General features: G+C 58.6%; 18 protein-coding genes and 1 tRNA gene. 6 read left to right on the top strand and 13 right to left on the bottom strand.

The window, feature by feature from the left end; all coding sequences use genetic code 11:
* Positions 1-8: 8 nt before the first annotated feature.
* From QRN60_RS17155 to QRN60_RS17140, 4 genes are all read right to left on the bottom strand, one after another.
* Entirely contained in the window at positions 9-2,258 is a 2,250-nt protein-coding gene (locus QRN60_RS17155; RefSeq protein WP_112295553.1) for a polysaccharide biosynthesis tyrosine autokinase, read from the bottom strand.
* 130 nt (positions 2,259-2,388) lie between these two features.
* Positions 2,389-3,300 (bottom strand): hypothetical protein, encoded by a 912-nt coding sequence (locus tag QRN60_RS17150; protein ID WP_112295554.1) that lies wholly within the window; start codon positions 3,298-3,300, stop codon positions 2,389-2,391.
* A gap of 183 nt (positions 3,301-3,483) precedes the next feature.
* Positions 3,484-4,596 carry an acyltransferase family protein gene (locus QRN60_RS17145; protein WP_060724991.1) on the bottom strand — a complete coding sequence of 371 codons (1,113 nt, stop codon included), beginning with the start codon at positions 4,594-4,596 and terminating at the stop codon, positions 3,484-3,486.
* Positions 4,597-4,740: 144 nt separating this feature from the next.
* A complete protein-coding gene (locus QRN60_RS17140; protein ID WP_112295555.1) occupies positions 4,741-6,060 on the bottom strand; it encodes a hypothetical protein in 1,320 nt (439 codons plus the stop codon).
* A gap of 493 nt (positions 6,061-6,553) precedes the next feature.
* Between QRN60_RS17140 and QRN60_RS17135 the strand changes: the two genes are divergently transcribed.
* The 4 genes from QRN60_RS17135 to QRN60_RS17120 all read left to right on the top strand — a co-directional run bounded on the left by QRN60_RS17135 (position 6,554) and on the right by QRN60_RS17120 (position 11,984).
* Positions 6,554-7,789 (top strand): glycosyltransferase family 4 protein, encoded by a 1,236-nt coding sequence (locus tag QRN60_RS17135; protein ID WP_112295556.1) that lies wholly within the window; start codon positions 6,554-6,556, stop codon positions 7,787-7,789.
* 162 nt (positions 7,790-7,951) lie between these two features.
* Complete coding sequence (locus QRN60_RS17130; protein ID WP_003507087.1) at positions 7,952-9,436, top strand: lipopolysaccharide biosynthesis protein; 1,485 nt, start codon at positions 7,952-7,954, stop codon at positions 9,434-9,436.
* Positions 9,424-10,761, top strand: a complete 1,338-nt coding sequence (locus QRN60_RS17125) for a polysaccharide pyruvyl transferase family protein (protein ID WP_112295557.1) — start codon at positions 9,424-9,426, stop codon at positions 10,759-10,761. Before QRN60_RS17130 ends, QRN60_RS17125 begins: the two co-directional genes overlap by 13 nt.
* Positions 10,758-11,984: a glycosyltransferase family 4 protein gene (locus tag QRN60_RS17120; RefSeq protein ID WP_112295558.1), complete on the top strand. Its 1,227-nt coding sequence runs from the start codon at positions 10,758-10,760 to the stop codon at positions 11,982-11,984. The genes QRN60_RS17125 and QRN60_RS17120 overlap by 4 nt, the downstream gene beginning before the upstream one ends.
* A 31-nt stretch (positions 11,985-12,015) precedes the next feature.
* On the opposite strand, the gene QRN60_RS17115 is transcribed toward QRN60_RS17120, so the two are convergent.
* From QRN60_RS17115 to QRN60_RS17105, 3 genes are all read right to left on the bottom strand, one after another.
* Complete coding sequence (locus QRN60_RS17115) at positions 12,016-12,807, bottom strand: metallophosphoesterase family protein (protein WP_080866917.1); 792 nt, start codon at positions 12,805-12,807, stop codon at positions 12,016-12,018.
* Positions 12,808-13,067: 260 nt separating this feature from the next.
* Positions 13,068-13,673: a transglutaminase-like cysteine peptidase gene (locus QRN60_RS17110; protein ID WP_080864801.1), complete on the bottom strand. Its 606-nt coding sequence runs from the start codon at positions 13,671-13,673 to the stop codon at positions 13,068-13,070.
* Positions 13,674-13,808: 135 nt separating this feature from the next.
* Complete coding sequence (locus tag QRN60_RS17105) at positions 13,809-14,108, bottom strand: hypothetical protein (protein ID WP_162996185.1); 300 nt, start codon at positions 14,106-14,108, stop codon at positions 13,809-13,811.
* A 346-nt stretch (positions 14,109-14,454) separates the two neighbouring features.
* Between QRN60_RS17105 and QRN60_RS17100 the strand changes: the two genes are divergently transcribed.
* Positions 14,455-15,012, top strand: a complete 558-nt coding sequence (locus QRN60_RS17100) for an HNH endonuclease (RefSeq protein WP_003507075.1) — start codon at positions 14,455-14,457, stop codon at positions 15,010-15,012.
* Positions 15,013-15,043: 31 nt separating this feature from the next.
* On the opposite strand, the gene QRN60_RS17095 is transcribed toward QRN60_RS17100, so the two are convergent.
* Positions 15,044-15,559 (bottom strand): disulfide bond formation protein B, encoded by a 516-nt coding sequence (locus tag QRN60_RS17095; RefSeq protein WP_003507073.1) that lies wholly within the window; start codon positions 15,557-15,559, stop codon positions 15,044-15,046.
* 268 nt (positions 15,560-15,827) lie between these two features.
* Positions 15,828-15,912, bottom strand: a tRNA-Leu gene (locus QRN60_RS17090).
* A gap of 296 nt (positions 15,913-16,208) precedes the next feature.
* Between QRN60_RS17090 and uppQ the strand changes: the two genes are divergently transcribed.
* Complete coding sequence (gene uppQ, locus QRN60_RS17085) at positions 16,209-16,859, top strand: polysaccharide biosynthesis GNAT family N-acetyltransferase UppQ (protein WP_284765940.1); 651 nt, start codon at positions 16,209-16,211, stop codon at positions 16,857-16,859.
* A 54-nt stretch (positions 16,860-16,913) separates the two neighbouring features.
* Here the strand turns inward: uppQ and QRN60_RS17080 are convergent, their stop codons facing one another.
* From QRN60_RS17080 to QRN60_RS17065, 4 genes are all read right to left on the bottom strand, one after another.
* A complete protein-coding gene (locus tag QRN60_RS17080) occupies positions 16,914-18,185 on the bottom strand; it encodes a GNAT family N-acetyltransferase (protein ID WP_003507069.1) in 1,272 nt (423 codons plus the stop codon).
* 8 nt (positions 18,186-18,193) lie between these two features.
* Positions 18,194-19,609, bottom strand: coding sequence for a Wzx-type polysaccharide biosynthesis protein UppV (gene uppV, locus QRN60_RS17075; RefSeq protein ID WP_111780451.1), 1,416 nt, complete (start codon positions 19,607-19,609; stop codon positions 18,194-18,196).
* Between the two features lie 57 nt (positions 19,610-19,666).
* Positions 19,667-20,869 (bottom strand): glucans biosynthesis protein MdoC, encoded by a 1,203-nt coding sequence (gene mdoC / locus QRN60_RS17070; protein WP_112295560.1) that lies wholly within the window; start codon positions 20,867-20,869, stop codon positions 19,667-19,669.
* A gap of 71 nt (positions 20,870-20,940) precedes the next feature.
* The gene (locus QRN60_RS17065) at positions 20,941-21,834 is read right to left on the bottom strand and encodes a DMT family transporter (RefSeq protein WP_080864806.1); all 894 of its coding nucleotides are present in this window, start codon (positions 21,832-21,834) and stop codon (positions 20,941-20,943) included.
* Positions 21,835-21,932: the final 98 nt, after the last annotated feature.

Here is a 21,932-nt window from a genome sequence, read left to right as displayed (position 1 = left end):
CGCCACGCCTAGTCATGGTAATATCGTGTATAGCGCGAATGATAATATTCGCTTGAACCATAGGCGCGATAAAGCTTCAGCTTTTCGGTGTCCACCTTGTTGAGGATGACGCCGAGGCACTTCTTGCGGATATGGACCTCATTTTCCACCGTGTTCCGCACCGCCCTGCGAGCGGTCTTGCCCCATTCCGTGACGAAGATGAAACCATCGATCCGTCCCGCCATGGCGCGCGCATCGACCACCGGCCCGAGCGGCGGGAGGTCGACGATGATGTAGTCGAAAGCGTTGCTCGCTTCAGCCAGCAGCTTGTGCATTTGCGCCGAGGTCAGCAGTTCGGAGGAATGAGGGACACGCTGCTTGACCACTGTGGGCAGGAAAGCGAGCTTTGTCTTTTCGTCACGAAGCACCACATCCTGCACGCTGCGGCCTTCCAGCAAGACCTCCAGCAGACCTTCGCTGGCGTGGCGCGCCATGGCGCGCGTGGCGCCTGGATTGCGAATGTCGGCATCCAGCAGCAGGACCCGCGAACCCTGCCCGGCGAGCAGCTGCGCCAGATTGATGGAGATCGTGGATTTGCCTTCGCTCGGCAAGGCCGAGACAACACCGACAATCCGCGCCCCGCTTTTGGCGGAAATGCCGAGATCGATGGCAAGTCTGGTGCTGCGCAGGGTTTCAGCGAAGGAGGAGAGCGGGTGGTCAATCGCGTAACGCGCAACGCTGGTGGGAAGCGTCAGCCCGGGATGGCCGCTTTCCGGAGCCTCTGTCGCCGGCTTGTTCGGGATCAGCGGGGTATTGCCGAGGAATTCCAGTCCGAGGACATCGCGAACCTGTTCGCCGGTACGGAAAAACCGATCGCGGAATTCGCGGAACATGGCGATACCGCCGCCGGCTGCCGCACCCATGATCATGAACAGCGCCAGAATGATGGGCTTGTTCGGTTTGCTCGGAATCCTGGGCGGCATCGCCTTGGAAATCACGCGCGCTTCCGTCACGGGGAAGGACTGCTGCTGCATCGCTTCCTGATAACGCTGCAGGAACGTCTGGTACATGTTCTTGTAGGTTTCGGCTTCGCGCTGCAATTCGCGCAGCTGAACCTGTGTTTCGCTGGCCGAGTTGCTGATGTCGGTTGCTTTGGCGACACTCTCGGCAAGCGATTTTTCCTTCGCTTCCGAAACCTCCAGATCACTTTTGTAACTCTGCGCGATGCGGCTGATTTCCTGGAACATCAACCGCCGGTATTCCTGCATTTCATTGCGCAGACGCACGGCCTGAATATGGTTGCTGCCGAGGCGTCTCGTGATTTCCGCCTCGATCTTCGAGGACTCAAGGTATTTCTTGCGCAGATCGTTTGCGACGGAGCTGTCGAGAATATCGGTGACGACCCCGTCGACATCGTCGGTGGCGAGAATGTGCTCGATGCGCTGCACGCGCGCCCGCGCCTTTGCCGTCTCCGACTGCGCCAGAATGAGGGCGCTATTGGATTCGGCCAGCTGCTGATCGGAAAGCAGGCTGTTATTGCCGGTCGAGATCAGATTATGTTCGGCCCGGAATTTCTGCACGGCAAGATCGGTATCAAGCGCGCGCTGGCGCAGTTCCGCAATACGGTCGGACAGCCAGTCGCTGGCCCGCCGCGTCGCCTCGTATTTGGAGTTCAGCTTGTCCAGCAGGTAGGCCGAGGCCACGGCATTGACGATCTGAGCGGCGAGAACCGGCGATGTCGAATTATAGGTGAGTTCCAGCGCGTAGGTTCGGCCGATGCGCTTGACGCTGAGGCCGTTAAGCAGCTGGTCCGACAGCGATCTCTTCAGGGTTCCATCGTCAACAACAGACTCTTTTTTTGCCGGCGAGAACCATTGCGAAACGTTGACGAGCGAACGGATAGTGCCAAATATCGAGCTCAGAAGCGACGCACGCGTTGCCCTGAATTCCTGATTTTCCGTGAGTTTGAGACTATCGACAACGGCAAGCCCGATGGTTTCCGATTGCAGGACCTCGACCTGGCTCAGAATAGAGGCCTCATCCTCTATGACGCCGCCGATCGTCGAAAGCTGTTCGACAATCTGGCTATTGTTGCGGTCGATCAGCAGGGTCGCCGTAGCCGAATAGACCGGCACGGCCGTCGCGGCAAAGGCGAGGCCGATTGCCCCGGCAACCGCGATCGCGGCAAGGACGATGCGCCATTGCCGGCGGATTATCGCAAGAGCGGCATCGATGTCGATAAACTCGGCCGTCAGCCCGCTTTTATCGTAATCGGCCATCGTCAGGGGATCGTGCCTTTGCAACAACTGTCAGCCTCGCTCTTTTCGGCAGGCGCAAGGCCTGCCAAGTCACGGTTGCATCACAGAACTGGCGGCAGCCTTCCCTCTCGGGAAGTCAAATAAGCCAAACTCAAACGGGACTTGTGCTGACAGGCGTGGTGGTGCTGCCGGTCGAGAAGAAGTTATTGATCGTGGTGAAGAACGACGTGCCCGTGCCGCCTGTTGTTCCGCCGCCACCGCTGCCGCCACCGCCGACGGGTGCGCTCCCGCCACCTGCCTGTGCGGTGCCGCCTGCGACACCTGCGGTTCCCGAACCGCCGATGCTGTTGGCGCTGGCCGGCGAGGAGCCGGCGCCGCCGATCGGCGATGCAGCCGCCGCGGCAGCCGCAGGAGCGGCCGGGCCGGCAGCCGTTCCCTCGATATTCTCGCTAAAGGCAATGAGAAGATCGGCGGGCACGTTGGCGCCTTTTGTCTGCAACTGGATGGCGGCCGCAAGTATCGTATTGCCATTGCGCATTGCGGTGGCGTGGGCAAGTGCCAGGCCTTCGCCGACAACTTCGGAAAAGTCCTTGTTGCCGACCTTCTGGGCCAGTGCGACGATGGTTGGCAATTGGCCGGAATCACTCAGGATCAGGGCGGAAAGCTGTTCGGAAAACTGTGCCGCGCTGGTGGAAACCGCGATGATCGGAAAGCCGCTCGTCACTTTTTCGGTCACGTCGACCGTTGCCGCATCCGTGCTGGAAGCGATGGTGACCAGATCCTTGATCATTCCCTGCGTCGGAGACTGCTTGAACAGTTCAGCCGCGGTAATGGAAACCGTGTCCGGATTGGTGGTGTTGACGCGGGCAAGAAATGCAGCGGTGGTTTCATCGGTGGCTTTGACGGGCGCGCCTGTTGCGGCGCTTTCGACCGAAGGGGTCTGCTGCGCGGCGGCCGGTGGCACGGAATCCACGTTTTGTGCGTTGGCGACAGTGGAAAAGAGACCCATGCTGGCAACAAACATCGCACCAACGAGCATCGAGCCGTTACGAATGCGGGGCATCCAACTCTCCAAATCTTTTAAAATACTACTTTAAATACATCCAACGTTGGGGATGGTTACCCAACATCTAAAATTTCTTTTTAAATCGCACAGCCCAAGCAAAGGATCAAGCGCTAAAATAAACCCGCAGCGGAAACCCTCAGCTATTGTTAACGGCCGCCGCCCTTGCCTTCTCTGTTTTATTCAGGACACGGCGACTTTCCGTGGTGATGTTATCAGCCGGTCACGCAGCCAGATATTGGCCGGTGTTTCGACAAGGACGTGGAAGGCGTGGGCTATGGCGACGGTGCTGACGACGATGACGAGATAAACGACGTTGCTCCACTCCGGCGGGTAAGTGACGCCGCCGAGCGCGATCTTGAAGCCCCGGAAGATAAAGGGGTGCAGCAGATAAAGCGCATATGATGAATCGCCGAGTTTTGCCAGCGGCTGCGCGAAACGGGGCAGGGAGATGTTTCTGGTCAGGGTCGCCGCTGCCATCAGCAGAATTGCGCCGCCGCCGAAAACGAGCAGCCGCGAAAACGAGTAACAGCCCGGATCGCACTGGAACCCAATCCTGCTCAGATCGGTCAGCATCCAGATCGCCAGGCCGCACAGCGCCGTTGCGAGCCCGAGCAGGGGCGGCAGGCGGACGCCTCGCAGGAAGAGGACCGCAATGAACATGCCTGCGACGAATTCGAGAATGATCGGCTGAAACCAGAAGCTGAACGGCAGGCCGAGATCGAAGGTGAAGCCGACCATGACGGCGGTAAACAGCACGGCGGCTGTCGTGAATACCGCGCGCTCCAGCGGCAGGAAGATGAACACCGCAAAAACGATGTAAAAGAACATTTCGTAATTCAGCGTCCAGCCGAGATCGATCAGCGGAAACGGATAGGCGTCGCCGTAACCCATGCTGTCATAGGGAATAAACAGATAGGAAGTGAGGATCGACTGTAACGGCGGAAAGGCCTTGGCGCTGATAAGGGTCACGCTGGCGGCCATGGCAAGCCGCAGGGTCAGCACAAACCAGTAAAGCGGGACGATGCGCAGGAACCGGCGCAGCAGAAAGGCGGAACGGCCGCCTGGCGCTGCAAAATAGGGCCGCGACGCATAAACGATGACAAAGCCGGAAATGACGAAAAACAGGTCCACACCGCCGCCCAGCCTCAGCAGATGCAGCGGGAAAAGCGTGAATTGCCAGTTCACATCAGCGTGCAACGCAACGATCATGGTTGCCGCGACGGCGCGCATTACCTGAAGAACATCGAGACGCTGCGCCCCGGCAGCGGGCGCTTCTTTAAAGTTTTTCATCATCGTCAATCTATAAAAATAAAGATATATTTAGTAATATATTGCGCCCGCCGTTGCGGCGCAGAAGTCCATCATTCAAGCAGGCTAGCATGCAACAGCACGACGCGATACACACAATTTTGCGATGCGGCATTTCCTCCGCACCGCTCAGAAAACTTCCAGAACGGTAAGCTGGTCGCTGACCGAAAGCCGGTATTGCCCGCTTTCCTGCGTTATTGTCTGCTGGCTCACGGAGCCGTCATCGCGGAAACGGTGTGCGACAACGTGACTGTGCTGGCCGGCCACCGAAAATGTCGCAACCCGTTCGGCGGGCGGGTTTTCGATCCGCGCAGGCCATTGCCAGCCGGAAATTCCAAGCCAGACCGGCACGAGCAAAGCACCGTCCGGCCTTGCGAGATGCAGGGACAATCTTTGGGGATCGGCCGTGAGGAAATCGATCTGCCGTTCCTCCTGCCCGGTTTGCCGTTCTGCCTTGCAGAGGGAAAGAAGGGCGCGAACGGCCTCGTAAGCGGGGGTGCGGCTCAGATCATGGCGCAGGAGACCGAAGGAGGATTCCGGGTTTGTCTCATCCGCAGCAAAGCTTGAAACCATTTCATAGATATAGGACCGGCGGATACCGCTGATGAAGCACCAGAGCAGCATACGCGGCATATAGCGTGCCTTGATGCCTTCGGTGACGGGGAAATGAAAGGTCTCGGTTTGCAGCGAGGTATGGTAGCCCATCTCCGTGGCGAGCACCGGCCGGCCCGCTGCTATATGCGCCGAAGCGGCAACGGATTTTGAGAGCGCCCCCGGACCGGTCGTTTCGGGGTGCTCCATGCCCGCGTAAGGGTGGATATTGCCGTAGTCGCAGACATCCTTCAGGTCCAATGCCAGCGCCCTGTTCTCAAGGACATAGCTTGGCGCCGCAACGCGCACCGCGCTCAGTCGCGGAATCGAGCGGACGGCGGCGTGCAGGGCGGCCTGATGCTCCGCCGAAATGCGCGGGGCGTTTTGCGGATCCTTCGTCAGGTTCGGTTCATTGCTGCCCTCGAAAATATCGATACCCGCGTCGGACCAGTCGTAGAAATCCGCAAGCCTGTCGAGCGGCGTGGAGACATAAGGGTTGAGATTGTCGTAACATATGATGGTGAGGCGAAGGCCCGCCGCCACGATCCGGCGCAGCCGCTGAAAGACGGGGCTGTTTCTGGCGGCGATGAGCCCGTCATCACGCAGATGCCGGACGCCCAGTGCTTCGATCTCGGGCATGATCCGGTCGAACTGTTCCGGATAGACGCCTGTGGTGCGGGTGAAGTGGCCACACACCCCTATGCTGTCCAGAAAGGCTTCGGTATTGGCGAAAGCAGCCGGCTGCGCCCGTGCGGGAATGGCCTGCAAACCGGAGGCGGCGACCAATGCAAGGGGTGCGGCTGAAAGCAGGTTGCGCCGCGTCAGGCCACCCATGGCGATCGGCTGTTTTCCATTCATCTGCGCCTCCTGGTACGTCCGGAGAGAGTATAAGCAAGCGCCATCACATGGATGTCGCCGTTTAAATGACGATCACGGCTGTCCGCATCTCGAGATCAGAATGTCCTGGAAGTTTTTGGCATTTACGGTCGCTCAAAAATCCATGTCTCTGAAATAAAACAGATATTATCAAATGTAGTATTGTCATCAGCCGCAACGGAGCCGATTGCTCCCGCTTGCCTGCACTTTAAAGTGGCTAAACCGTAACATGAGAGCAGTTCTTTTCGCAACACCGCATGGCTTTTACCGCGCCGCGAAAAAAATCACTTGAAATGCCGCCAATTCCCGTGCTTTTTGAAAAGTAGATTTTCGTAATTCATATTTTCAAACATTAGTTCCGCTCCGGCTCTTTGTATTTTGCAGATGTCTCACTGGTCTCCGGGAATTTACGGAGACGACTGTGCCCGGGATGGACGCCATAGATTTTCGATGAAGGAAAATAGAGCGTATCCGCATGAGAATTCTCCATCTTAGCAGCCTTTATCCGCCGCATATCGTTGGTGGATGCGAACGCTCGGTCGAACATCTCGCCGAGGAACTCGTCTCCATGGGACATACGGTCGGCGCCGCCTGCATAGAGCGGCAGGCCGAACCGAAAACGATGCGCAACGGCGTCTCCGTCTACCGCATGTTCCACAACAACGATTTCTGGCTTGAGGATTGGCCGCAATATTCCCCGCAGCAGCGGCGCATGCAGAAGCTCAAGCAGCAATGGAATTTCGACGTCGAAAAGCAGTTCGAGGCCGTTCTCGACGATTTCAAACCTGACGTTCTCAACACCCACTCGCTGCTGGATGTGACGACGCTGGTGTGGCGGGCGGCGCATAAGCGCGGCATTCCGATCGTTCACACGATCTGCGAATATGATCTCCTGTGCGGCAATGCCGCCATGTTCAAGGGCGGCAAGCCCTGCGAGCACCTCCATCTCGGCTGTCAGGTGGTGAATTTCACCAAGAAATTCACGCAGCGTTATATCGGCGCTGTCGCAAGCGTCGGCACCGAAATCCTCAAGACGCACGTCAATCACGGGCTATTCCACCACATTCCGGAAAGCCTGCGCCGCGTCATCTTTTATTCCTGCACGGTTCCCGAGGGCGATCCCGTCGCCCGCCGGCAGATTGACCGCAGCGGCAGGCCGCTGACCTTCGGTTACATCGGCCGCATCAACACGGAAAAAGGCGTCGGCAACATGGTCGATGCCTTCAAGGAAATCGGTCACGGCAACTGGCGCTGTCTGGTCGCCGGTCATGCGATGGATGATTCCATCGAGCGTTTCACAGCCCAGGCCGGTGATCTGCCGATCGAGTTCGTCGGCTGGGCAAGGCCGAAGGAGTTTTTCGAAGAGATCGATGTGCTCATCGTTCCCTCCTTCTGGGCCGAGCCTTCACCGCGCACGATCTACGAGGCCTACGCCATGGGTGTGCCGGTCATCGGCGCAGCCTCCGGCGGCATTCCGGAGCTGATTGGCGAGACTAACCACGACTGGCTGTTCGAACCGGGCAACGCCAAGGATCTTGCCGCCCGTATTCGTCGCGTGCTGACGCTTTCGCGCGAAGAATTGCCGACGGAGGCCGATTTCGGAAACATCGTCGAGGAATCCACCTCGCGCCGGGTCGGCGAAAACTATGTGAAACTTTATGAGGACGTCCTGACGAGCCACCGGCAAAGCCGAACCCTGCGTGCATCTTAGACCGGCAACGGACCCCGTCCGTTGCAGCGGTTTTCTTCGAAGGAGAGAGCATATGGTGGGAAGCAATAACGGCAGCCTCCGCCTTCCTGGCATGGGCGTCGACTGTTTTGCGGTCGCTGCGCCCGGTGCGTTGATGCGGCCGGTTTTGCAGGTGGTGGATTGATGTCCGAGGCAACGTCAATAGGCAATGCGGCCCTGAAAGGCGTGTTCTGGTCCATCGTCCAGAACTGGGGCGGCAAGCTTTTCACCTCCATTCTCTTCATCGTCCTCGCCCGTTTCCTCAGCCCTACCGATTACGGCATGGTCGCCACCGCCGGGCTGGTGCTGATGCTGATCCAGATGCTGTCGGAATTCGGATTCGCGGATGCGATCGTGCAGAAACGCAATCTGGAGCCCAGCGACGTCAATCTGCCGTTTTATGCCTCGGTTGCGGTGGCGACATTGCTGGCCATTGCCGTCTGCGTGTTCTCTCCGGAACTGGAGCGCTGGTTTGAGGTCGAAGGGCTGGCGCCGGTCATCGTGGCGATCTGCATATTGCTGCCGCTGAACACGGCATCGATGTTTCAGGAGGTGAATTATCGCCGCGCGCTGGCTTTCAAGCCGCTGGCGATCAGAACCTTCATATCGAACATCATCGGTGGCGGCGTGGCGATTGTTTTCGCAATCATCGGCCTCGGTGTCTGGAGCCTCGTCGTTCAGACCTATGTCGCCACCATCGTCACGCTGATCTGGCTCTGGCGAAAGCCGCACTGGCTGCCGGGCGCCACCCTCAACCCCGGCACTTTCGTTGAACTGCTTCGCTTCGGTTCGTCGGCGCTCGGCCTTCGTATTGTCGATTTCGCGGCCACGCGCCTGATCGATTTCATGATTCTCGGACATTACGGGGTCGCGCTCTTCGGCCTCTACACCGTCGGCAGCAGGCTCTATCAACTTCTGATGCAATTGCTTCAGGCGGCGCTTTATGACGTTTCACTGACGGTGCTTTCGCGCATATCGCACGAGCGGGAACGAATGGCGGCGCTCTACAAGCAGTCGATCACCATGTCGGCGATCTTCTCGACACCGGTCTTTGTGCTCGCCGCGGCATTGGCTCCGGAAATCTGCAACGTGCTATTTGGTGTGCGATGGCAGGGTGCCGACGGGGTGGCGCAACCGCTGCTTCTGCTTGGCGCGCTGCAATGTGTTCAGTTTCAAAACGCGCCTTTCCTTTCAGCGCGCGGCAAACCGAACAAGGTGCTGATTGCCGGAAGCATCAAGGCGGTTTCGACGATCCTGCTGATCCTGCTGGTTCCGACTGATAGCATCAGGGAAATCGTCATTGTTTATGCCGTCGGGCAGCTGACCTCCACGCCCTTCACATTTTTCTTCATCGCCCGGGAGCTTGGCATCGGGCTGTGGCGAATATTCCTCCTGCTTCTGCCGAGCTTCGCCTCCAGCGGTTTCTGCTTCCTGCTCGTTCAATGGATGCGTCCCGAGGTCAAGCTGCTGGGCGCCGGCGATTTCATATCCGGCATCCTGCTCGGCTCCATTTTCGGCGTGGCCTATCTTCTGCTTCTGGTGCTGACCGCGCGGAACGAGGCCCGGTCCGCCATCGCGCTCGTCATGGGCAAAATCATTTCCCGAAAGGAAAGCAAATGCGCAAGCTGATAAAAAAAATACTGCCAGCACCGCTGCGCCAGAGAGCGGTGAAATATATCGAGCGGCGAAGAAGGGATATCGCGTTTCGGCAACTCTTTGACGATCTGCAGGCGTTGAAGGCGGGCATGAAACCCGCCGCTGCCGGCGACCGGTTAAGCCGGCTTTTGATCGTGGCCGGCGACCCCATCACGCTTTTTGGCTCGTTGGGCGATGATGCGATGATCACCGCGACGCTGCAACACGCGCGTGCGAGTAATCCCGATGTCGAGATAGACATCCTTGTCGATGGGATGGATTACGCCGATTCCGCTTACCAGAGGGGTTTTGTCCCCGTCGATATCTTTGGCAAGCCCGATTTCATAAAGGCCCTGGCGCAGCAGTTTGCGACAAGACAATACGATAGTGTCGTCGTTGTCGGCGCCGATGTCATGGATGGATACTACCACCCCCTGGTCAGCGCAAAACTTCTTGCGAGTGCGGATCTCGCCGCCGCTGCCGGAATAAAGAACGTCATCCTCGGCTTCAGCTTCAATGAAACGCCGCATGCCCCCTTGGCAATGTTCTATCGTTCCCTTCATCCGGAATGCGCGCTCAAGGTGCGCGACACTATCTCGCTTGAGCGCCTACAGACCTTTGCGAAGACAAATGCGGCGCTCGTTTCCGATTCCGCGTTCAGTCTCGTTCCTTCTGAGCCTGACGAGGGCACGCGTTCATGGATCGCGCGAAAGCGGGCCGAGGGATACCGGGTCATGGGTTTCAACCTGCATCCCATGCTGTTCAAAAACGCCGACCACGCGCAGACCGAGGCGGTCATCAGGCACGCGGCGGAAGCGTTGCAATTTGCCGTCGATGCCCGGCCGGTGTGCTGGCTGCTCATCCCGCATGACTATCGCGACAATGTGGGCGATCAGGCCTATCTCAAGGCTATCGCCGAGCGTGTGCCTGCGTCCAGAACCGACAGGGTCCGTTATCTCGACGGAAAATGGTCAGCGCCCGTCTTGAAAGGCGTCGCCGGCCAGCTGGACGGCCTCGTCAGCGGGCGCATGCATCTCGCCATTGCGGCGCTCGGCAAAGGCGTTCCAGCGATATGCATCGCCTATCAGGGAAAGTTCGAAGGGCTCTATCAGCATTTTGGTCTGTCCGCTGCCGATCTGCTTTCTCCGTCTTCCTTCCTTACGCAGGATGGAATCAAGAGCGCACTGATCGAATTTATCGACCAATCCGACGAAATCCGTGAAAACGTCGGGAAAAAACTGCCGGAAATTCTGGCGATGTCGAAGAGGAATTTTCAGCTGTTCGAGACTTTCCCGGCGCGTGCTTCAGTCCTTTCATGAAAGTCGCTTTCGTCTCGGCATTTCCGGTCGTTCCCGCCAATGAAGGCGCGCGGAGCAGGATTCTCCAGCTGACGCGCGCCGTGCGCAGCCTCGGGCACGAGGTGCATTTCATCTATGTCGACGGCACGATTGCCACCGATTTCGATGCGGCGGGTCACGAGGCTGAATTCGGGCCGCATCACCTGCACCGTGTTTCCCGGCAGGGGGGTAGCCTCAGCACCCGACTTCCCGGCGATTTTGGTTTCGAGGTTGGCTTGACGTCGTTTCGAGCCCTTCGCAAGCTCCACCGGCTGCTTGGCCGCGAGCGTGGTTTTTATAACCAGATGGATGAATTCTATTATCCGGAAATGGGCCGGCAGCTTCGCGATATTCAGCAGCGGCTGGGGATCGATGCCGTCATTGTGGAATATGCGTTTCACTCAAGGGCGTTTCTGGGTTTGCCGAAGGGCGTGCTGCGTATTCTCGACACCCATGATTCCTTTGCCGACCGGCACAAGGCGTTCATCCATACCGCCAACAAATATGGATACTGGTTTTCGGTGCCGCCGGCGGTGGAATGCCGGGCATTGCGCCGTGCGGATGTGGTTGTCGCCATTCAGGAGGAAGAGGAGCACGCGTTCCGGCAGCGGCTGGGGGAAGAGCCGCCGGCTCTCGCAACCGTCAGCCATATTCTCGATCTCAATGGAAAAGTGGAAGACTTCACGCCGAGCGACTTCTTGTTTCTCGGTTCCGGTAATGACGCCAACATCATTTCCCTGAAGGGGTTTCTCCGGAACATCATGCCGCTGGTAAGGGCTGCCCGGCCGGATATACGTCTGGTGCTGGCGGGCGGTATATGCGGCAAGATTGAAGATGAAGAGGGCATTCTCAAGCTCGGCCGCGTGGATGATGTGAAGGACGCCTTCACGCGCGCGCCGCTTTCCATCAATCCCATCACGCTTGGAACAGGCATCAATATAAAACTGCTCGATGCCCTGGCTGCCGGTGTTCCCACAATCAGCACCCGCACGGGCGCGAGGGGGCTTTCGGAACGATACCGGCGCGGTGTGGTCATTGTGGACGATGATGACCACAGGGGTTTCGCCGACGCGATCCTGCAGCTCGCCTCGAGCCACGATCAGCGGCAGGAACTGGGAAACAGGGCGTTTGAGGACGCCATTGAATGGAATCGCCAGCAAATGACGACCCTTGATAATATTCTGAGCGGCAGGCGAATTGGTTGAAACCGCTAGTCTTGAGGTCGCGGCAACGCGCTTAACCAATCAGGTGTAAGCCCGCATCCGAAATTCTGAGAACGGTAAGCCTGCCCGTGGTGAATGCACCCGTGTCGATGCCGATCCGCTGCGGGCCGGTTTCCGGCTCGGTTACCGGTGTATGGCCGTGGATGACGACGAGGTCCAGCCCGGCCCCTTGTGAAAGGAACGGCTCCCTGATCCAGAGCATGTCCTCATCGGTCTGCGCCTCCAGCGGCAATCCCGGTCTCAAGCCGGCATGCACGAAAATATAAGACCCTATCCGGGCATAGATCGGCAGGCTGGATAAAAGCTGGCGGTGGGTTTGCGGAATTGCGCCGAGCAGAGCATCCCTGAACGGCTGCAGTCTCAAGCGCCCCTTTTGCAGGAAATAGTCTATGTCGACCCCGTAGGACAGGAGCGTCTGGCGGCCGCCAAAGTCCAGCCAGTGCATGTTCTCCTGCGGATTTTCGAGAAAATCATGGAAGAGCTGCTCATGGTTGCCGCAAAGTGCAATACGGCGCAGCGGCGTCGGCGGTGGCTTCAGCAAATGTTCAAGAACGCCACGGGAATCGCGCCCTCGATCGACATAGTCGCCGAGGAGAACGACCAGCGCGGGAGAGGGGTCGGGCCCCAGATCGGCAAGGATTTTCCGCTCCGCCTGCAAAAGCAGGTCGAGGCTGCCATGCACGTCGCCAATGGCATAGATCGGAAAGGAGGCTGGCTTGTCGCCAAGGTCGATTCTGCGCCGCCTCCGGTCGTCGCGGGAGGCTGGTTGTTTACGACCGCGAATCCAGTTGAGCACCTTGGGCATAGCTGCCGATACTGTCTCTCCTGCACAAGGTCAAGAGCGTTGAAAGAGGCTGCCGCATCACCCGCCAAAGCTGCGTTGACGCGATGCTGGGTCACCCGTCAAAACCCGCTGGACGAAGCAGTGAAAGGCGGCTTTTATAAAGCAGGATGCGTCAATCCTGCGAGGAGAGAATACCCTCTTTGATGTCCGAAAGATACGTTGCCTTAAACCGGCGGTCGGGCCTGTCGTCCGAAAGGGCGGTTTCAGCGTAAAGACATGTTCTAGAGTTTCAGCCAGACACGCGGGTCCTCGTGCGACTGGATCTTGATCCATTTCAGATCCACCGCTTTCCACGGCTTGACGACATTGGTGCGGTTATCCAGCACCAGATCGCCCTGGCTGGTGCTGACGACCAGAACGGCGTGACCTATGCCATCCGTCGTGCGGGCAGTGGCAATGCGCAGGGCGCCGGAAGGCCAGCCGGCGCGCAGGAGGCGTTGCCGCTTGGTCACCGCATAATCGTCACAGTCGCCGCTTGCCGGGTTCAGTTTCCAGTCGTCTTCGCCGTCCCCTTCACTGGCATAGATTATCGAGGTGTTGATCTCGGCGTTGATGCGCTGGAGTTCCACACGCTTCTGTTTGCTCAGCTCCACCGTATCGCGGTCACCAGTCCGGATACACTGGTCGGCGGCGCTTTCACAGAATTTGGCAAAGGCAATGGGCGCGATGGTCGGACGGCTCGTGGTCATGAAGAGGCCGGGCCGCGATGCGCCAGGCTTTTGGGCAAGGCCACCAAGCTGCACGGCCGATGCCGTTGTCGCAATGCTCGCCGCCATGCCGGCAGCGACGGCAAAAAACGTTGCCAGACGGATTGTTCTCTTCGCCATGTCCTTGCCCCTGCACAGTTGCCTTCTCTTGTGCTGGCACCATAGCGACCCATTCTTGCGGGCCGTTTAAGTCGATAGATTGCATTTTAATGAAATCTAATTTTGTTACAGCGCGTTGAAAAATTGGGTTCGCGCTCACTTGCAGCGGGTTCGACCTTCCGTATCGACAATACAGGTCTGTTGTGGGACGGCTCGTCGGAGTTCTCGCTGTGTATCGGGTGAGGCTCTGCTTGCCGGCGGCCGGTCGTAGTTCCGGTAAACTTCGAAATTGCGTCCGCCGATCGTTCCCTGCGCCCCGCCGCGGCCATCCGGCGTCACTTCGAAATTCTGATATTGCTGCGCATGGGCACCAGCGGAGAAGCCGATCGTGGCGGCCAGAACGCCGGCCGCAAGCCTCCTGCGCAATGCTGCTGCTTGCTGCCTGCCCACCGTCATGGCCGTTCCTCCATGGACGAAATAATGGATGACGCCGCCGCACATTTGCCATGCCCGGCGTGCATTGCTTTTTCAGCGTCCGTCGGGGGTAATCATATCACCGATATTGCATCCGGTGTGAGAAGGATTTGTGTCTGGCAAAGGCCGAATCGCCTCCCTGCCGCATCAGCCAGCGGTGCCACGTCGCCAGGAGGCGTCACCGTGCCGCTCGATCGTCAGGAATGCGAAAAACGCCATTCTGGGGCTCAAAAATTAAGCTCTTTGCCGCTGCATTTATAGGCTTCACAATCCTGTAACAACGGACCTAATATACAAGTGCAGATGCCGAATCGCTCAGGAGAAGCCCTTGACGATTGCAGTTTCACCACAGGCCCTGCCGGCGCTCGTTCTGAACGCAGACTACAGGCCACTGAGTTATTATCCCTTGTCGTTATGGTCCTGGCAGGACGCGATCAAGGCTGTCTTTCTAGATCGTGTGAACATCATTGCAGAATATGATCACGCGGTGTCATCCCCCAGCTTTTCCATGCGGCTGCCGAGCGTCGTCAGCCTCAAGACTTACGTGCAGCCCACCCGCAACCCTGCCTTCACACGCTTCAACGTTTTCCTTCGGGACAAGTTCGAATGCCAGTATTGCGGCACGCGGGACGAATTGACCTTCGACCATGTGATTCCCCGCGCGCATGGCGGTGAAACCACCTGGCACAATGTCGTTGCGGCGTGCTCTCCCTGCAACCTTAAAAAAGGCAGCAAGCTTCCCAAGCAGGCGGGTATGTTCCCGGCGCAGAGGCCCTTCCAGCCGACGGTTCAGGATTTGCACAATAACGGGCGGCTGTTCCCGCCCAATTATCTGCACGAAAGCTGGATGGACTATCTTTACTGGGATACCGAACTGCAGCCCTGATGTTTTCAGGACTGCAATGCGGTTTTTCCGCTTACCGGCTTTTACGGCTCGCGCCAAAAAAGGCGACTGCCGCAAGTGCAACGCTTGCGATGACATTCCAGCCCGCGAAGGAAAGGCCGAGCACCCGCAAGGCCGCGTCGTTGCAGGAGGGTGCCTTGATGGCGTTCAGATTACCCAGGAGATCGCCGGCGTTGGTGGTGATGGAAGGCGCCCCGGTGGCGCAGGTAATCGGCCCTGCCCAGAAACCCCATTCCACGCCGGCGTGATAGACGCCGAGCCCGGCGCCGATAAGCATCGCCACGCCGATAAGGGCAAGAAGCACCCGGGTGATCTGAACCGGCAATTTGAAGACGCTGGTTGCAACGGCCAATATGCCCAGCGGAATGGCGTAATAATAGGGATCGCGCTGCAGCAGGCACAGCGCGCAGGGCGTATAACCGCCAATATGCTGGAAACCGAGGGCGGAGCCGACGGTGAAGATCATTCCCGCCGTGACGCCGAGAGCGGCGAGCGTGCGGCTATTGTCGGCGGTGGTCGCATTGGCCATGTTGTTTTCCTCAAACTTCGCGAAGAAGCAGATATCCCGGACGGGCTTTCAAAAAGGCGGGCGTGATGGCGAAATTAAGTCGCCGGTCCTCACGGGGTGTAACGGGATTCGTCTAATCCAGTCCGCCGCATCTGGCAAATGAAAGCCTGGCAATATTCGGGGGGTGCGCAAGCAAAGTTTCGTGAGCTTGCCGGCCGGCATGGGGCCGTTGAAGAACTCACTGGCGGGTGCTGGACAAAGCCTAGAGAAATCAATGCGCTTTTGGAAATGGTACCCCAAGCCGGGATCGAACCAGCACTCCTTTCGGAACCGCATTTTGAGTGCGGCGCGTCTACCAATTCCGCCATTGGGGCAACGGTGGTAATGCCACGGCGTCTATCATGGCGAGGGCCATGCGTGCAACCCCAAAGCTGACTTATCCTTTTGAATTGCGCGTGTTTGCGCGGCCGGTTTTGCGTCCTTGCCGGGGCCGCCGATCAAAATGTTACGGTCGGTCGCTGTGCCGGATCGCGACACCTGCAGTTGCGGCATTAAGGTAATATTAGGTACCTCTAATAAATTAGAATATACGCAATTACTAATTGAATTATGATGTCCGGGTGGAGTTTCCACGCGGGGCGGGAATGGCCAAACTCATAGGGAGGAAATTATGAGGGCTTTTTCTCGCAATTTATTACTGTCCGCCTGCCTGATCCTGCCGGTCCATGCCCATGCGCTGGATATCGGGATCGGCGGTGAAAATGGGGTTAATGCCAGTGTGGGTGGCAATGGCAGCGGCGGGCTCGGGGTCGATGCCTCCGTTGGCGGCAGCGGTGGTGTCAACGCCAGTGCGGATGTCGGCGGCAGGAGCGGCGGCGGATTGGGCGCGGATGTCAACGCTTCGGTCGGCGGCAGCAATGGGGTCAATGCGGATGCGAATGCATCCGTCGGCGGTTCCAGCGGCGTCAATGCGGGCGTGAACGCCTCCGTTGGCGGGTCGAACGGTGTCAATGCCAATGTCGGAGCCAATGTCGGCGGCTCGAGCGGGGTGGGCGTTGATGTCGGGCTGGGCATTGGCGGCTCAAGTTCGCCGGGTAACCCCGGCAATCCGGGAAATCCTGGGAACCCGGGAAATCCTAACAATCCCGGCACATCGGGGCCAATGACGCCTGGCGCCATGCGTCAGGTCATACAGGCCTATAACGACATGTCGCGGACCGAGCAGATCAAGCTCGCCCGCCGTTGTGTCGATATTCTGGGCGGCGGATACGATGCGGCTCTGACGCAATTGTGCAAGATGATCCGGACGGCTTCGCGCTGAAGCGGGCTTTACCCGCATCATAAACTCCGAAGGGCGCCGCCGGCGTCCTTCGGATCAATTGCCCTTGCGTCCGAAGGACAGGATCTTCTGCCGCAGGCTGCGGGCGAGGTTGCGGGTGTTGCGGTACATGTCCACCTGCGTGGAAACCTGCCGCACGTCGCGGTCGCTGTTCTGGGCAAGCCCCACCACCAGCGTGCCCATTTCCTGGCGCTCCTGCCAGAAGCGGCTCATGATCGGATGATCGGGCACGGCGCAGCTGTCGCTGCGCAGGATATTGGCGTCATCCAGATGCCAGTCGGTCAGTTTCTGCACCAGCAGCTTGCCGGGAGAAAATTGCGCATAGCTCTCGTCGAAAGCGGTTTTCCACGTATAGGCCTCACCGGCCGTGATGAAGACGACCATGGAGGCGATGGCGCTGCCATTGAGATCGATGGTGTGGATACGCACCGCATCGGCTTCTGCCAGATTGGTGATCGCCTCGCGGGCAAAGGCGGCGCGATAACGGTCGTTGACCAGCGCGGTGCGTTTACGCCCTTTCCAGCCGCTCGCCTCCAGCGCCAGAAATTCCTCCATGCGATAGCGCACGTCCTTCGGCTGCCGGGTAACGGTATAGGCGAGGGGCCCAATTTTTTCGAGCTGACGCCACTGCCTGTTCATTTCACGCAGATGGTGCGGCGCAAGGGCGTTTTGCAGGTAGGCCCTGCCATCAAGCAGGCTTTCCAGCATCGGCCGGTGATAATTGCCTGTCGTCGTCACCGGCAGGTTGCGGCTGAGCGCGATGGCTTTGAACATGCGGGCAAAGGGCCCTTCCAGCCTAACATCCGGCAACACCAGAACGTTCGGCAGACGCATGTTGCGGTCGGAAAGGGCGTCGAAAAGATTGTCGAGGGTTTCGGCGGCCCCTTCGGTATCAACCAGCGGCGTACCAAGCGGCCCGAACGGATTGGCCCAGACGCGAATAATGGAAGGGCCGATTGAAAAGCCGGGCTTTTCCACGGTGAAAGGCATCAGGAAGCGCATGCGGCTTCTGGCGCCGTTCTCATCGCGAATAAGCGCAAAGCGCACGGATTTGTCCTCGATCCGCGGCATGGCGGGTGCGAGAAGCCGTCCGGTGAAGAAGACATTCGCCTCCATCACGCGGTTGGACAGAAAGTCGAGTTCTTCCTGCATGTCGTAACCGAGCTGACCCGGATAGATGCAGAATTCCCGGCCATCGCGCCCCACGCGTCGGCTGCTGTCGGCTACGGGACGGTCACGCTCCGCAGACGCCATCAGTGCGGCGATGCGCGGGTCCTGAAAATCAGGATTCTTTGGATCGCTGGACATGCTTATCGTTACACCGCCTTCCCAGTGTTTTGGCCCGCCCGGGGATCGTTGAAGGCAAAAAGGACGATCCCGAGTGTGCGGCGAATGGCAATATGCAATAGCACAGCTTCTATGCACATGGCTATCGCCACCGCTGCCGCGGCCCCTGCCAGACCATAGACCGGAATGAGCGCCATGTTGAGTGCAATGTTGCAACCAAAGATAATAATATAAAGCACGACGCACAATTTTTGTTTGCCGGCCATATTCAGCAATGTTTCTCCCGGACCGATCAGCGCTTTGGCGAGGAAACCGGCGAAAAGGAAGAACATCAGCTCGTAACCCTGAACGAAGCCGGGACCGAACAGCGATAGCAGGAACGGGCCGGCCAGAAGCACCACGCTGCCAACGGCGAGCGACGGCCAGAAGGCCCAGCGCGCGGCCTGGCTGGCGAAACCGGCGAGCCCCTGCCTGTCATTGGCAGACATCAGGGCGGCCAGACGCGGGGCGGCTGCCGCCTGCACGGAGAAAAACACGAATTGCATCAGCACGATGGTCTTTGCCGCGGCGAAATAAATGCCCACCTGATCCGGCGGCAGATAAAGCCCGACAATCACCACATCGGAATTGGTCATCAAAAACCCGATGCCGTCGATCAGGAACATCGGAAAGGCGAACCTTATCCAGTGGCGGAAATGAACCCTGCGGGCTGTGCTGCGGAAATGACGGTTGAGCCGGCGGTCCATGAAGATGAAATGGAAAAGCGTGGTGACATAGGTGGCAAGAAGGGCCGTGAGCATGGCCGTCGTCGCGGTTTTTTCCGCGCCGAAACCGATTGCCACCAGCATGAACAGCAGGATCAGCACCGGGCGGACAATATAGGTGGGGCTGAGAGCGGAAACCGCCCAGCCATTGGCGCGCGCGGTGCCGTTCAGCACATCGCCCAGCGCGACCATCGGCAGGGTGAACAGCGCCAGCGACACGGGAATGAGATAATAGGAGGCGATGCGCTCGCCGAAGAAGTACAGGAAAACGAAACCGAAAATCGCAAGCGCGCTGGCCGAAAACATGGCGAAGACGCGCGCCGTCGAGGTCAGTCCCATGATCTTGTCATGGGCATCCTCCAGACGGTAGCCGGGTAAAAACCTGATGACGGTCGTGTGAAAACCGAGGCAGGAGAGGTTGCCGAACAGGATCACCAGAACCCAGACAAAGGCGAACAGGCCATATTCGAACTCCCCCATCAGGCGGGCAAGGATGATCTGGGAAATGAAGGCGATGCCGGCGCTGACGATGCGCACCGCAAATGCAACCAGCGCCATGCGCTGCGCACGGGAAACCTCATCTCCGCCGGAAAGAAGGACGGCGACTTTCGCTACCAGCGGCGAAAGCTTCGCGCGCAGGCCTGCGGGTAAGGCTTTTTCCGCCGTGTTGAGGATAGCCATGATCCACACGCCATCATTTCCAGTTGAATAGGCAAGCCGATTATACGCGCTTCATCCTTAACGAAGGGTTTGGGAGGCGCCGGCCTGTGTGCCAATATCGTCCACCACCTTCGGCCTGCGGATGCCATTGAACAGGAAAAGGACGAGCGGGCTGAGCCGTATCACCTGATGCAGCATATAGGCCACCACTGTGGTGGCCGCGACGATGATGGCGAATTCCAGGATCGGCGGCAGCGCGAACAGGATGAAGAGCGTTCCGAAGGCGTAAATCAGTGGATGGTGAAACAGGTAGATGGTGAAGGATGCATCCGTCATGCGTCTGGCAAAGCGGTTTGGCCCGTCGAAATATCGGCAGGCGAGGTCGATCAACAGACGGCTCGTGGCCACCGCCGCAATTGCCGAAACCAGCACCAGCAGGGCCGAATTCGAAAGGGGATTTTGCAGGCGCAGGGTTACCGCGGTTGCTATGGCGCTCGCCGCGACGATGCCGGTGAGAAGACCCGTCTGGCGAAAGCGGTGAAAGAGGGCGCGATCACGGTGCAGCACGGCCCCGACAAGGAAAAATGGCAGGTAGCGCGCATAGGGGTCGGAAGCGCGTTCATAGAGAAGAAAGAGGCCGCTTCCGGTCCTTGCCGCAAGCAGGCCGGATCCGTAGATCATCAATTCCCACAAAACCGGAAGGGTGCAGAGCGCTGCGAAAAACAGTGTGACATGTCGCTGCCGCAGGCTGTCGAACCAATCTTTCGCATATGCCAATGGCTTATGTTCCGTAAGAAACAACAGGCCGGCAAGCAGAATGGAATAGACGATAAGGGCCGGCAGGAACCACAGATGCATGATCCACTGTTCGCTCGGACGCAGCAGGCCGGGCAGGCTCTCCAGTAGCCGGTCGGCCGGGATCTCGCCCTTGGCGACGCCGGCCAGTTGCAGCAGGAAAAGCTGCAATGGCCCGAGCAGAAGGACCGCCACAATAAAGGGCACGCCGAGGCGCAGGAAACGTTGCCTGAGCCAGCGCATCTTGCCCTTCTTGCCGATGACCATGGTGGAGAAATATCCGGCCACTACAAAAAAAGCTGGCATGCGGAAGGTGGAGAGCACGGCGCCAAGCGCGCTCAGGAGCGGGCTGGTGTCAAAATCCTTGATGTCCCATGGCAAGGCATGGCTGTAGATGAGGGAGGCGTGATAGGGAATGCCAAGCAGCATGAGGAGAGCCCTGAGCGGGTCCCAATAATGCTCGTAGTCTGACTTGCCCGGTTGCATTTTTCCCCCGTGCCGCAAACGCGATCAGCAATGACCAGCACGACTATTGGTGGAAAACGCTAATAAACTCTTCACGCACCGGAAGGGGTGGGTGGAGCCTTTTTCTTGGGCATAAGGTCAAGGACCAGCGCACAGCCCAAAATGATGATGCCGGCGCCGAAAAGCTGGGGAAGCGAAAGCGGCTCATCCAGCACCAAAGCACCGACGAGAACCGCCACGACGGTGACGGCGAATTCAACGCTGATCGCTTTGGTTGCGCCGATCGAGGAGACCAGCTTGAAATAGGTGATGTAGGTAAGGCCGCTCATGACCACCGCCTGTATCAAAAGATAACCGTAATCGATGAGATCAGGTGTTCTCGGCAATGGGACCACGAAGAGAAGCGGCAGGGTCATCAGGCCGCCTGTCAGGAATGAGCCTATGGTGATTTCCCAGGAACCTACGCCCTTCAGGTGGCGGCTGGCGAAATTGCTGCCATAGGCCGCGCAGATGCAGGCGGCGACAGCAGCGGCGCAGCCGATGATGAAGGTGGTTGTAACTGGAACGGCGGGGAAACCGACAAGCAGGACGATGCCGGCAAAACCGATAACGAGACCGGCAATGCCCTGACGCGTCAGACGCTCAATACCCCATAGCTGAGAGATGAGCATGGAAAAAAGCGGAATGGTCGCCACCAATATGGCGGCCATGGCGGTGCCGATCTGGGGTGTGGCGTAGGACAGGCCGATCAATTGCCCCGCGACCGTTGTTGCCCCGACAACCGTAAAGGCGCGCCAGCCGGCCGAGAATGTCAGCTTTCGACGCACCGTCCGTGCGATGAGAAAGAGGGCGGCAGCGGTCATGAGTGAACGAAGCGTGACGGCGCCGATCCAGCCGAAGGCTGCTACGACTTGTAAAAGCAGCAGAAAAGAAACTCCCCACGCGAGCGCGAGAAAAATATAGGCAGCGAGATCGCGAGGGGCCATGGAAGCAGTTTCCAGAAAATGATCAGGCTCCCTTATGGAAAGCGCCGAGACCAGTCAACAGCCGGCACACCGGCAATGGCCCGGCCCAAACAAAATCG

It is taken from the genome of Agrobacterium sp. CFBP2214, assembly GCF_030209895.1.
Classification (GTDB): Bacteria; Pseudomonadota; Alphaproteobacteria; order Rhizobiales; family Rhizobiaceae; genus Agrobacterium; species Agrobacterium radiobacter.
This window is presented reverse-complemented; position numbering and strand designations above follow the sequence as displayed.

Coding starts and splice junctions, on each gene's coding strand:
- QRN60_RS17110 (WP_080864801.1), bottom strand. CDS start 13,673: ATGGCGAAGAGAACAATCCGTCTGGCAACGTTTTTTGCCGTCGCTGCC.
- uppQ (WP_284765940.1), top strand. CDS start 16,209: ATGAGGGCTTTTTCTCGCAATTTATTACTGTCCGCCTGCCTGATCCTG.
- QRN60_RS17145 (WP_060724991.1), bottom strand. CDS start 4,596: ATGATGAAAAACTTTAAAGAAGCGCCCGCTGCCGGGGCGCAGCGTCTC.
- QRN60_RS17135 (WP_112295556.1), top strand. CDS start 6,554: ATGAGAATTCTCCATCTTAGCAGCCTTTATCCGCCGCATATCGTTGGT.
- uppV (WP_111780451.1), bottom strand. CDS start 19,609: ATGGCTATCCTCAACACGGCGGAAAAAGCCTTACCCGCAGGCCTGCGC.
- QRN60_RS17115 (WP_080866917.1), bottom strand. CDS start 12,807: ATGCCCAAGGTGCTCAACTGGATTCGCGGTCGTAAACAACCAGCCTCC.
- QRN60_RS17155 (WP_112295553.1), bottom strand. CDS start 2,258: ATGGCCGATTACGATAAAAGCGGGCTGACGGCCGAGTTTATCGACATC.
- QRN60_RS17130 (WP_003507087.1), top strand. CDS start 7,952: ATGTCCGAGGCAACGTCAATAGGCAATGCGGCCCTGAAAGGCGTGTTC.
- QRN60_RS17140 (WP_112295555.1), bottom strand. CDS start 6,060: ATGAATGGAAAACAGCCGATCGCCATGGGTGGCCTGACGCGGCGCAAC.
- QRN60_RS17120 (WP_112295558.1), top strand. CDS start 10,758: ATGAAAGTCGCTTTCGTCTCGGCATTTCCGGTCGTTCCCGCCAATGAA.
- mdoC (WP_112295560.1), bottom strand. CDS start 20,869: ATGCAACCGGGCAAGTCAGACTACGAGCATTATTGGGACCCGCTCAGG.
- QRN60_RS17150 (WP_112295554.1), bottom strand. CDS start 3,300: ATGCCCCGCATTCGTAACGGCTCGATGCTCGTTGGTGCGATGTTTGTT.
- QRN60_RS17105 (WP_162996185.1), bottom strand. CDS start 14,108: ATGACGGTGGGCAGGCAGCAAGCAGCAGCATTGCGCAGGAGGCTTGCG.
- QRN60_RS17080 (WP_003507069.1), bottom strand. CDS start 18,185: ATGTCCAGCGATCCAAAGAATCCTGATTTTCAGGACCCGCGCATCGCC.
- QRN60_RS17125 (WP_112295557.1), top strand. CDS start 9,424: ATGCGCAAGCTGATAAAAAAAATACTGCCAGCACCGCTGCGCCAGAGA.
- QRN60_RS17065 (WP_080864806.1), bottom strand. CDS start 21,834: ATGGCCCCTCGCGATCTCGCTGCCTATATTTTTCTCGCGCTCGCGTGG.
- QRN60_RS17095 (WP_003507073.1), bottom strand. CDS start 15,559: ATGGCCAATGCGACCACCGCCGACAATAGCCGCACGCTCGCCGCTCTC.